Origin of the sequence: Leucobacter sp. OH1287 (assembly GCF_003859945.1) — a bacterium.
Taxonomy (GTDB): domain Bacteria; phylum Actinomycetota; class Actinomycetes; order Actinomycetales; family Microbacteriaceae; genus Canibacter.
Genome location: NZ_RQYM01000017.1, coordinates 18,081 through 29,172 on the forward strand (window position 1 = coordinate 18,081; position 11,092 = coordinate 29,172).

An 11,092-nucleotide genomic window follows, 5' to 3' on the forward strand; every position below is an offset into this window, starting at 1 on the left:
GATGAGACACCTGCTGAGCACAAAAACCATTAGCCGTGATGACGCGATTCTGATTCTCGACACCGCCGAGGATATGGCGGAGACGCAGAAGCGCGAGATTAAGAAACTGCCGACGTTGCGCGGTAAAACCGTGGTTAACCTGTTCTTTGAGGACAGCACCCGCACTCGTATCTCATTCGAGGCGGCGGCGAAACGGCTCTCCGCCGACGTTATCAACTTCAGCGCTAAGGGCTCCTCGGTTTCCAAGGGTGAGTCGCTGAAAGACACCGCGCAGACGCTGCAGGCGATTGGGGCGGACGGGGTTGTGATCCGCCACCCCGCATCTGGTGCGCCGCAGCGACTCGCTGACAGCGGCTGGATTGACGCGGGTGTGCTAAACGCCGGTGACGGCACCCACGAGCACCCAACCCAGGCGCTGCTTGACGCCTTCACAATGCGTAAACGGATCCACGGCGATGCCAGCCGCGGCAAGGATTTGAACGGTGTTAGCGTTGTTATCGTCGGCGATATTAAACACTCCCGGGTTGCTCGCTCGAACCTCTGGCTGTTGAACACGCTCGGCGCTGAGGTCACCTTTGTGGCACCAGAAACACTTGTGCCATACGGCGCGCGCAGCTGGCCTGTAACCGTGGAAACATCGTTTGATCGGGCGCTTGCAGCTAAACCCGACGTTGTGATGATGCTCAGGATCCAGGCGGAGCGGATGAACGACGCTTACTTCCCGAACGCCAGAGAGTACTCACGGCAGTGGGGTCTTGACGATAGCCGCTTTGCGCAGTTGCACGAGGGCGCGCTGGTTATGCACCCCGGCCCGATGAACCGCGGGCTGGAGATCGCCTCACTGCCTGCGGATTCAGCGAAATCTACTGTGCTTGAACAGGTTGCTAACGGTGTTTCGGTGCGGATGGCAGCTCTCTACCTACTGCTCGCTGGAAAGGACGCATAGTGTCAAATATTTTGATTAAAAACGTGAGTATTGCAGCCGACCTCACCGACAAGGGTGCTGTGCCGGGCACCGGCGGGGTTGATTTGCGGATCGCGGACGGCAAGATCGTCGAGCGCGCAGGCGAGCTCACACCCGCCGCCGATGAGCGTGTGATTGAAGCGACCGGTTTGATCGCTTTCACCGGCTTTGTTGACCTGCACACGCACCTTAGGGAGCCTGGTATGGAACAGGCGGAAACGGTTTACACCGGCACCCGGGCTGCGGCAGCGGGCGGTTTCACAACCGTGTTTGCGATGGCGAACACCCAACCGGTTGCTGACACCGCGGGCGTTGTTGAGCAGGTGCAGGCGCTCGGCGACTCAGCGGGTTACGCAACTGTGCGACCGATTGGTGCGGTCACCGAGGATCTCGCGGGGGAGAAGCTGAGCGAGATCGGCGCGATGGCTCACTCTCGCGCCCAGGTTAGGGTTTTCAGCGATGACGGCAAGTGTGTTCACGACTCACTGCTAATGCGGCGCGCCCTCGAGTATGTGCGCACCTTCGACGGCGTTATTGCCCAGCACGCGCAGGATCCGAAACTCACCGACGGCGCCCAGATGAACGAGGGTGAGCTCTCCAGCGAGCTTGGACTCGCGGGCTGGCCAGCGGTTGCTGAGGAGTCCATTATCGCGAGGGATGCGCTGCTCGCACAGCACCTTGACGCGAGACTGCACGTCTGCCACCTGTCAACCGCGGGCTCGGTTGAGGTTGTGCGGCAGGCAAAAGCGCGCGGTGTGAAGATCACCGCGGAGGTTACCCCGCACCACCTGATCCTCACCGACGAGCTGGTCCGCAGCTACGACCCGCGCTACAAGGTTAACCCGCCGCTGCGCAGCAGCAACGACGTTCAGGCGCTGCGGCAGGCGGTCGCCGAGGGTGTTATCGACATTATTGCAACGGATCACGCCCCGCACCCCGCGGAGGCGAAAGAGGGCGAGTGGGACACCGCCGCCTTTGGTATGGTTGGGCTTGAGTCTGCCTTCTCTATCTCACAGCTGTCCCTCGTTGAACCCGGGCACATCAGCTGGGCGGAGCTGGAGCAGCTGCTGAGCCAGCGACCAGCTAAGATCGGACGCTACGATTCGCACCCTGAGGCGCTTGTTCCAGGTGCTGTTGCAGACCTGGTGTTGGTGGATCCACGCGGCACCCGTGTCTTTGACGAAACAGACCTGCGCGGCAGAAGCATCAACTCCCCATACCTCGGAATGGAACTGCCGGGTCGAGTACACACAACCATCAGGCACGGAGTTGTCACCTGCGATAACGGTCAGGTTGTTGAACTGTGAGAACAGACTATCTAATCGGCGGTATCGTTTGCACGGTGCTGGCCGCTCTGGCATTCTGGGGAATGTGGTCCGCCTGGCGCAAACGCAGCCGCAGAGCAAACGGCATCGGCGAGCTCGCAAACACCCCGGTTGGGGAGCTTGTGCAGAGTTTTGAGCGGGTGCTCTACACCGCAACCAACCCGCTCGGGCGGCCGCTGGAGAGGGTTAACTTTCACGGGCTAGCGTATCGCGGCTACGCAACGGTCGCGGTCTACAGTGGAGGTCTGCTGGTTTCCGTCGCGGGGGAATCAGCTGTGTTTTTACCGGTCAATGATGTTTACACAACCAACGTTCGGGCTGGGAAAGCGGTTGAGTCAGGCGGCTTGACGATCGCCGTCTGGGAGCTTGCCGGCGAAAAGTTCGAGAGCGGTTTCAGGTTTGTTGAGGCAGCTGAACAGCAAGATTTTATTAGAGTGATTGAGGCACAAACGTTACGAGAGGGACGGGTTAATGCTTGAAACCTTTGCGCCGCCAGCGGCGGCAACACCGCACGGTGATGCGGTTTTGGTGCTGGAGGACGGCACCAGATTCGACGGCCAAGCGTACGGAGCAACCGGTCAAACACTCGGTGAACTGGTTTTCGCAACCGGCATGACCGGCTACCAGGAAACACTCACCGACCCGTCCTACGCCGGTCAGATTGTGCTGATGACAGCACCGCACATCGGCAACACCGGAGCCAACGACACCGATATGGAGTCGGCGCAGATCTGGGTTAGCGGCTTTGTTGTGCGCGATCCGGCACGCCGTGTCTCAAACTTCCGAGCAACCCGCTCACTCGACGAGGATCTAACCAATGGTGGCGTGGTCGGCATCTCCGGTGTTGACACTCGTGCAATCACCCGGCACATTCGCTCAGCCGGTGCCATGAAGGCTGGTATTTTCTCCGGTGACGACTACTCGCTGGCAAGCGAGACACAGCTGGAGCTGGTGCGATCCCAGCAGCCGATGGCCGGTAAGTCGCTCTCCGAGGTTGTTTCCACGAAGGAGCGCTACGACATCCCGCACACACCGGGCAGCGAGCGGGTTGGATCCATCGCCGTGCTCGATCTGGGTGTGAAGCGCGCAACCCTGCAGTATCTCGCCGACCACGGGTTTGATCTGATTGTGCTGCCGGCCAACACAACCGTTGAGGAGCTGCGTCAGATCAATCCTGACTCACTGTTCTACTCAAACGGCCCGGGCGACCCGGCGGCGAGCGACCGCCAGGTGGAGCTGCTGCGTGAGATGCTGCGCGACGGTGTGCCATACTTCGGCATCTGTTTCGGCAACCAACTGCTCGGTCGGGCGCTCGGTTTTGACACCTACAAGCTGCCATTCGGTCACCGCGGCATCAACCAGCCGGTGCTCGACACCAAAACAGGCAAGGTTGAGATTACCGCACAAAACCACGGGTTCGCGGTGGATCTCGACCACAAGCAGACTCACAGCTCACCGTCCGGGTTTGGCGAGGTGCGGGTAAGCCACGTTAGTCTCAACGACAGCGTTGTTGAGGGTCTGGAGTGCCTCGACATTCCGGCGTTCAGTGTGCAGTATCACCCGGAGGCAGCCGCTGGACCGCACGATGCGTTCTACCTGTTCCAGCGCTTCCAGGAGCTTGTTAAATCTCGCAGCCAGGCTGCTCAGCAAGAAGGCGGTAACAACTAATGCCAAAACGCAGTGATATTAACTCGGTGCTGGTTATCGGCTCCGGCCCGATTGTTATCGGTCAGGCCTGTGAGTTCGACTACTCTGGCACACAGGCATGTCGGGTGCTGCGCAGCGAGGGTGTGCGGGTTATCCTGATTAACTCCAACCCGGCAACGATTATGACCGACCCGGATTTTGCTGACGCAACCTACGTTGAGCCGATCACCCCGGAGGTGATTGAGGCGATTATCGTGAAGGAGAAGCCGGACGCGATCCTGCCAACCCTTGGTGGTCAGACCGCGCTCAACGCCGCTATTGAACTGCACGAGCAGGGCATCCTCGAAAAGCACGGTGTGGAGCTGATCGGTGCAAACGTTGAGGCGATCCAGAAGGGTGAGGATCGCCAGCTGTTTAAGGACCTGGTGATCGCCGCGGGCGCTGACGTTGCAAAGTCACGGATTGTGCACACCCTGGACGAGGCAAAAGCGGCCGCTGCGGAGCTCGGCTACCCGCTGGTTGTGCGCCCGTCGTTCACAATGGGTGGTCTCGGATCCGGTTTCGCCTACGATGAGGCAGACCTGCTGCGCATCGCCGGTGACGGCCTGCACTACAGCCCAACCAGTGAGGTGCTGCTTGAGGAGTCGATCCTCGGTTGGAAAGAGTACGAGCTGGAGCTGATGCGGGACACCGCAGATAACACGGTTGTCGTCTGTTCGATTGAGAACGTTGACGCGGTTGGTGTGCACACCGGTGATTCAATCACTGTTGCGCCTGCTCTGACGCTGACCGACCGTGAGTTCCAGAAACTCCGTGACATCGGTATTGACATTATCCGCCGCGTCGGTGTTGACACCGGTGGCTGCAATATTCAGTTCGCGGTGGATCCGCAAACCGGCCGTATTATCGTGATCGAGATGAACCCGCGTGTTTCCCGCTCGAGTGCGCTTGCCTCGAAGGCGACCGGCTTCCCGATCGCGAAAATCGCCGCAAAGCTCGCAATCGGTTACCGCCTCGATGAGATCCCGAACGATATCACCCAGAAAACCCCGGCGAGCTTTGAGCCAACCATCGACTATGTGGTTGTGAAGGCTCCGCGTTTCGCGTTCGAGAAGTTCCCGGCAGCAGACGACACGCTGACAACCACCATGAAGTCTGTTGGTGAGGCGATGGCGATCGGCCGTAACTTTACTACGGCGCTGCAGAAGTCACTGCGCTCGCTCGAAAAGCGCGGCACCTCGTTCCACTGGGGTGAGCAGGAGAAAACCGTTGCTGAGCTGCTGGAGTCGATGAAACGCCCAACCGACGGCAGAATCGTTGATGTGCAACAGGCGCTTTTGCACGGTGCCAGCATTGAAGAGGTTTACCGGGCGAGCGCGATTGATCCGTGGTTCCTCGACCAGATTCAGTTGATTAACGAGGTTGCGTTGCGGGTTAAAGCCGCTGAGCGTCTAGACGAGAAGCTTTTGCGCGAGGCAAAGAACCACGGTTTCAGTGACGCCCAGCTCGGTCAGCTGCGCGGCATCAGCGCCTCTGAGGTGCGCGGGCTGCGGCACGGGCTCGGTGTGCGTCCGGTTTACAAAACCGTTGACACCTGCGCGGGCGAGTTCCCGGCGCTAACCCCGTACCACTACAGCTCTTACGATCTGGAAACCGAGGTGCAGCCGAGCGACCGCACCAAGGTGATTATTCTCGGCTCCGGCCCGAACCGTATCGGCCAGGGTGTAGAGTTTGACTACAGCTGTGTTCACGCCTCCTTCGCGCTGGCGGAGGCCGGGTATGAAACGGTTATGATCAACTGCAACCCGGAGACCGTTTCAACCGACTACGACACCTCTGACCGGTTGTATTTCGAGCCGCTAACGCTCGAGGACGTGCTTGAGGTGATCCACGCGGAACAGAAATCGGGCACCGTGCTCGGCGTTGTTGTGCAGCTCGGCGGGCAGACCGCTCTCGGCCTCGCGCAGCCGCTGAAGGACGCCGGTATTCCGATCCTCGGAACCACCCCGGAGGCGATTGATCTCGCTGAGGAGCGTGGCGCATTCGGCGCTATCCTCTCCGAGTCGGGGCTTTTGGCTCCGCGCCACGGCACCGCAACAACCGAGGGCGGTGCTATCAAAATCGCCGAGGAGATCGGCTTCCCGGTGCTGGTGCGTCCGTCGTTTGTGCTCGGTGGTCGCGGAATGGAGATTATCTACAGCGTTGCCGGCCTGCAAGATTACTTTGCGCGGATCAAGGATCACGCGCTCGTTGGACCTGGCAATCCGCTGCTGGTTGACCACTTCCTGGACGACGCAACCGAGATCGACGTTGACGCACTGTTTGACGGTGAGCAGCTCTATCTCGGCGGCGTTATGGAGCACATTGAGGAGGCGGGGATCCACTCCGGTGACTCCAGCTGCACGCTGCCGCCGGTAACCCTCGGCCACGCCCAGATTCAGCAGGTGCGTGAGGCAACCGAGGCGATCGCCCGCGGAATTGGTGTGCGCGGCCTGTTGAACGTGCAGTTCGCGATCGCGCAGGGCCAGCTGTTTGTTATTGAGGCGAACCCGCGAGCAAGCCGCACTGTGCCGTTTGTTTCAAAGGCGCTCGGGATCCCGCTCGCCAAGGCAGCATCGCTGATTATGGCCGGTCGCACAATCGCCGAGCTTATCGAGTCAGGCTATCTGCCGGCCCGTGACGGTGGCAGGCCACCGCTTGACGCTCCGGTTGCTGTGAAAGAGGCGGTGCTACCGTTTAAGCGCTTTAGGACCGCGGAGGGCAAGTCGGTTGACTCGCTGCTCGGCCCTGAGATGCGCTCAACCGGTGAGGTTATGGGCATGGATCGTGACTTCCCACGCGCCTTCGCAAAGAGCCAGGCCGCCGCTGGTAGCGCCCTGCCAGAGAGCGGAACCGTCTTTATTTCGGTTGCTGACCGGGATAAACGCGAGATTGTGCTGCCCGCACGCAGGCTCGTGGAGATGGGTTACAAGATCCTTGCAACCCAGGGAACCCAGGTGGTTTTGGCGAGAAACGGCATCGAGTCGAAAACCGTCCGCAAGTATTCACAGCGTGACCTGCCGGAGCCGTCGATTGTTGATCTGATCGCCTCCGGTGAGGTTGACATGGTGATTAACACGCCGGACGGTCAGTCAGAGCGCCAGGACGGTTACGAGATTCGAGCGGCAACTGTGACCGCCGACAAGCCAATCTTCACAACCGCCTCAGAGCTCGCTGCGGCTGTTGCGGCGCTGTCTGTGAAGGATCAGCCGTTCGAGGTGAAATCGCTGCAGCAGTACGAGCTGGAGCGTCGCGCAAAGGAACAGCAGTGATGGGCGCAGCTGAGCAGCAGCGGCCGCTCACCTTCGGGGAACGTCTAGCGGCCGGTAAAGCCGAGGGTAGACACCTCTGTGTCGGCATTGACCCGCACGCTCACCTTTTGAGCGAGTGGGGTCTGCCAGACAGCGCTGCCGGGGCAGAGGAGTTTGGTCTCGCAATTGTTGAGGCCGCTGCCGGGCGCGTCCTCGCCGTGAAACCGCAGATCGCCTTCTTTGAGCGCTTTGGTGCCGCGGGCTATGTGGCGCTTGAGCAGGTGCTGATTGAGGCGCGGGAGCAGGGTGTGCTGGTGATCGCCGATGTGAAACGCGGGGATATCGGATCCACCATGGAGGGCTACGCGGGAGCCTGGTTGACGCCGGGAAGCCCGCTGGAGGCGGACGCGATGACCGCTGTGGCCTACCAGGGATTCGGGTCGCTGCGCGCCGCTTTCGAGCTGGCTGAGGAGCACGGTAAGGGCGTTTTTGTGCTCGCCGCAACCAGCAACCCGGAGGCGAAACTGCTGCAGCAGTCGCGCCTGGCTGACGGCCGCACCGTCGCCCAGAGCGTTGTTGATGAAGCGAATTACTACAATCAAACGCACAGAAATCCTGCGAACAACGCTGCGTTCGGTAGCGTTGGCGTTGTGCTCGGTGCTACACTCGTCCTTAACGACTTCGATATTTCAACAGGTTTGAAGGCCGAAACCGTCCTACCAATTTTGGCTCCCGGGTTTGGTGTCCAGGGTGCTAAGCTCTCCGAGGCGAAAACACTCTTCGGGGAGCTGCGCCACGGTTTGATTCCCAACGAATCGCGTAGCGTGTTAAGCGGTGGGGCCAGAGGGCTTGTTGAGCGTATTGAGGATCGTGCTATGGCTGTTGAGGCAGCTTTGACAGCATAGTTTTTCTAACCTTGGCTGATGAGCATTAAGGACCCCCAATGAAATTTCCAGAACAAAACAGAGCAATCGGACTCGACGCGGCAGTTGCTGCAAGACGAGAAAGAGCAGAGCTGAAATCGAAACTCAGAAGCGGGGAGTTGACTCCGCTGCGGGTTATCGAGATGGCGAAGGTTAAGAAGTCAGCGGCCGCAACCCTGCGGATCACCGACTTTTTGACAACGCTGCCAGCGATCGGTCCGGTGAAAATGCGCCGAATCCTTGAGGGGTTGGCGATATCCGATAAGAAACGACTGGGAGGCTTGGGCGTGATTCAACAGACACGTCTGATTAACTGGGTTACTGAGCACACAACCGGTTCAGGGGCGCCGGTTCTCACCGTGCTCGCAGGCCCCACCGCTGTTGGTAAGGGCACCGTTGTTAAGCAGCTGTTAGCGGATCACCCAGAAATCCAGCTGTCTGTTTCTGCAACGACCAGGGAGCCACGGCCGGGTGAGGTTGACGGCAAAGACTACTTCTTTGTCTCCGACGAAGAGTTCGACAGGATGCTCGCCCAGAACGAGATGCTTGAGTGGGCGACCGTGCACGGTAAGCACCGTTACGGCACACCGCGTAAACCAGTGAACGAGGCAGCCGCCGCAGGCAAGCTTGTGTTGCTTGAGATTGACCTGCAGGGGGCAAGGCAGGTACGCAAGAGCGACCCTAACGCACAGCTGGTGTTCCTCGCGCCGCCGTCATGGGAGGAGCTGGAGCGCCGACTCAGCACTCGCGGCACAGAGTCAGCGACAGAAAAGAAGCGACGCCTCAACACCGCAAAGGTTGAGCTTGCCGCGCAAGACGAGTTCGATCACGTTATCGTTAACGACACCGTTGAAGCCGCTGCGGAGCAACTTTTTAAGCTGATGAACGGTAATAAACAGGTCTGATACCGGTAAAATAGAACTCGTGACTGTGTTGCTATTCTCAAGTGTTATTACTCTCTCAGGGTTTTTAGCGAACACAGTAGACGTTTTCGAGCTGGAACCAAAACAGTTCCTGGGGATCCCGATTGCGCTAGCCGGCGCGATCCTGATGTCCTTCGGCACCCAGTATCAGTCACGTGGGCTGAACAAGGTTGAGGTTATCACCAAAAAGAGCGCGGGTTCCGGCCTCAGCCTCAGCCACGTGTTCCACTTGCTCGCCAGACCCTCGTGGGTTATTGGCACGGTGATGCTCGGTCTCGCCGTTGTTTTGCAGCTCGGCGCGTTGAGTTTTTCACCGCTTATTGTTGTGCAGCCGCTCGGTGTTGTGGCGCTGGTTATCACCTCAATCCTGAACGCCAGAATCAGCGGCATCGAAATGTCCGGCGCGCTAAAAACAGCGATTACGCTGTGTGTGACAGGCATTGTTGTGTTCGTTTCTGTTGCCGCGTTCACAACCAAGGACTCGCCGGTGCGCGACATCCACATCGTTGTTATCCTGGTGATCTTTGCCGCGGTAACCGCGGTGCTGATGTTCGCGTACATCACGCTGCGCTACCGTGCCTACGCGATCTTCTACATACTCGGTGCCGGTGTCCTTTACGCCTTTGTTGCAACCTTCGCAAAAACCATCATCGCTAAGGTGCAGCAGGGGGAGTGGGATCCGCTAATGTGGCTGGCGCTGGTTGCGCTGGTGCTCGGTGCGGTGCTCGGTATGCTGTTTGTGCAGAACGCGCACTCGTCCGGCCCACCCGACCTGGTTATCGCCGGTTTGACGGTTGTGGATCCGTTGGTTGCGGTGCTGATCGGTATTCTCGTGCTGGGTGAGGCACAGCACGCGCCGCTCTGGGCTATCTTCGTTTTTATCGGCGCAGCGATGGTTGCCTGTTTGGGGGTTTTGGGGCTTGCGAAGTTCCATCCGCAGGTTGGCAAAAGCGCGCTAGCGGAGGATGACGCGGATTAGCCCCCTGTCGCCGCTGTCGCTGGTGTTGTCGCCGGGGGGGATTATGCCCGGCTGAGTCCGCGCCGTGTGATGAAGATCCCGCGTTTCTTGAACGCGGGTGGTGAGTCGATTAGTGCTTCCCGCCTGTCTAGCTCAACCAGGCCGGGGAACCAGCAGAGCACTGTGCGTGCCGGATCGTTCACCCAGGGTTCTGGATCCCAACCGTCTCGGGTTGCAAACCAGTCTGCAAGGGCAGCCAGTGCGGTGTCGATTGCTGTGTAGCCTGTTGCCGGTGGCTCCTTAGTGAAAACCTGTTTGGCAAGATCCGCGTCGCCTCGCCGGTAGGTTGATTCGTAATCGTCGAGTGTTTGCAGAACGATAAACCGCCAGGCGAGAGCTAGCACTTCACGTTCACCGTGGAAGTCCTCGATAAGCAGGGAATTGTCGGCAGTGGTGTGTACGAGTCCCATCTTTGACTCGTAGACGCTGTTGTCGGCTTTTGCGGCCTTGATCAGCTCCGCGATTATTTTCCCGGTGTCACTCATGTTTCATCACCTTACATTCCGCAGTGTTTAATTCTAGTGCTCTCGGGTAACAATTCTTCTCATCAAAGGATTATGAGTTTGGGTCCCGAGTAGCGCCGAGGCGGCGCTGTGCCCTGTATAATGTTTATCTGTTGGGGGCGTTAGCTCAGCTGGTTAGAGCAGAGGACTCATAATCCTTTGGTCGCGGGTTCAAGTCCCGCACGCCCTACAAAATCCATGCTTTCTTTATGAGTTAATGGCTGATTATTTAGCGTTATTACTTTTGATCGTGCATAGTATCTTTGTAATAGACATGGCTTCGCTGTGTTTGATACAGTGATTATTGCGCTGTATCGTGCATTGGCGCGGCATTGCTACTGCTAACCGCGGATATGCCAGCCGCTGCTGTCGCCGCTAGTCTGGCTGCTGCTGCGCTTGCTGTGATAGCTTGTCAGTGACGGTCGAAAAGTAGCCCACTAGCGCCGCTCGAAAAGTAGCCCAATTCATCTAAAAATGAAAGGGTGATTTCTTTGGATAA

At 58.9% G+C, this 11,092-nt stretch carries 9 protein-coding genes and 1 tRNA gene; 9 read left to right on the forward strand and 1 reads right to left on the reverse strand.

What is annotated here, in order from left to right; genetic code table 11:
- The first annotated feature begins 1 nt into the window (after position 1).
- From EII30_RS08150 to EII30_RS08185, 8 genes are read left to right on the forward strand one after another with little or no spacing between them, the layout of a single operon-like run.
- A complete protein-coding gene (locus tag EII30_RS08150) occupies positions 2-946 on the forward strand; it encodes an aspartate carbamoyltransferase catalytic subunit (protein ID WP_124886844.1) in 945 nt (314 codons plus the stop codon).
- Positions 946-2,271, forward strand: a complete 1,326-nt coding sequence (locus tag EII30_RS08155; protein ID WP_124886845.1) for a dihydroorotase — start codon at positions 946-948, stop codon at positions 2,269-2,271. Before EII30_RS08150 ends, EII30_RS08155 begins: the two co-directional genes overlap by 1 nt.
- Positions 2,268-2,768: a hypothetical protein gene (locus EII30_RS08160; protein ID WP_124886846.1), complete on the forward strand. Its 501-nt coding sequence runs from the start codon at positions 2,268-2,270 to the stop codon at positions 2,766-2,768. Before EII30_RS08155 ends, EII30_RS08160 begins: the two co-directional genes overlap by 4 nt.
- Positions 2,761-3,957, forward strand: coding sequence for a glutamine-hydrolyzing carbamoyl-phosphate synthase small subunit (gene carA / locus EII30_RS08165; protein WP_124886847.1), 1,197 nt, complete (start codon positions 2,761-2,763; stop codon positions 3,955-3,957). The genes EII30_RS08160 and carA overlap by 8 nt, the downstream gene beginning before the upstream one ends.
- Positions 3,957-7,247, forward strand: coding sequence for a carbamoyl-phosphate synthase large subunit (gene carB / locus EII30_RS08170; protein ID WP_124886848.1), 3,291 nt, complete (start codon positions 3,957-3,959; stop codon positions 7,245-7,247). The genes carA and carB overlap by 1 nt, the downstream gene beginning before the upstream one ends.
- Positions 7,247-8,131 carry an orotidine-5'-phosphate decarboxylase gene (gene pyrF / locus EII30_RS08175; RefSeq protein WP_124886853.1) on the forward strand — a complete coding sequence of 295 codons (885 nt, stop codon included), beginning with the start codon at positions 7,247-7,249 and terminating at the stop codon, positions 8,129-8,131. Before carB ends, pyrF begins: the two co-directional genes overlap by 1 nt.
- 38 nt (positions 8,132-8,169) lie before the next feature.
- Entirely contained in the window at positions 8,170-9,054 is an 885-nt protein-coding gene (gene gmk / locus EII30_RS08180; RefSeq protein WP_124886849.1) for a guanylate kinase, read from the forward strand.
- A gap of 19 nt (positions 9,055-9,073) precedes the next feature.
- On the forward strand, positions 9,074-10,051 hold the full coding sequence (locus tag EII30_RS08185) for a DMT family transporter (RefSeq protein ID WP_233569462.1): 978 nt from the start codon (positions 9,074-9,076) through the stop codon (positions 10,049-10,051).
- A 41-nt stretch (positions 10,052-10,092) separates the two neighbouring features.
- Here EII30_RS08185 and EII30_RS08190 read toward each other — a convergent pair whose 3' ends face one another.
- Positions 10,093-10,575, reverse strand: coding sequence for a hypothetical protein (locus tag EII30_RS08190; RefSeq protein ID WP_124886850.1), 483 nt, complete (start codon positions 10,573-10,575; stop codon positions 10,093-10,095).
- Positions 10,576-10,709: 134 nt separating this feature from the next.
- Here EII30_RS08190 and EII30_RS08195 point away from each other — a divergent pair.
- Positions 10,710-10,783: transfer RNA gene (locus tag EII30_RS08195), tRNA-Ile, on the forward strand.
- Positions 10,784-11,092: the final 309 nt, after the last annotated feature.

What these genes read in the sequence shown, in the direction of transcription:
- EII30_RS08190 (WP_124886850.1), bottom strand. Translation starts at nt 10,575, where the DNA reads ATGAGTGACACCGGGAAAATAATCGCGGAGCTGATCAAGGCCGCAAAA.
- EII30_RS08150 (WP_124886844.1), top strand. Translation starts at nt 2, where the DNA reads ATGAGACACCTGCTGAGCACAAAAACCATTAGCCGTGATGACGCGATT.
- carB (WP_124886848.1), top strand. Translation starts at nt 3,957, where the DNA reads ATGCCAAAACGCAGTGATATTAACTCGGTGCTGGTTATCGGCTCCGGC.
- gmk (WP_124886849.1), top strand. Translation starts at nt 8,170, where the DNA reads ATGAAATTTCCAGAACAAAACAGAGCAATCGGACTCGACGCGGCAGTT.
- pyrF (WP_124886853.1), top strand. Translation starts at nt 7,247, where the DNA reads ATGGGCGCAGCTGAGCAGCAGCGGCCGCTCACCTTCGGGGAACGTCTA.
- carA (WP_124886847.1), top strand. Translation starts at nt 2,761, where the DNA reads ATGCTTGAAACCTTTGCGCCGCCAGCGGCGGCAACACCGCACGGTGAT.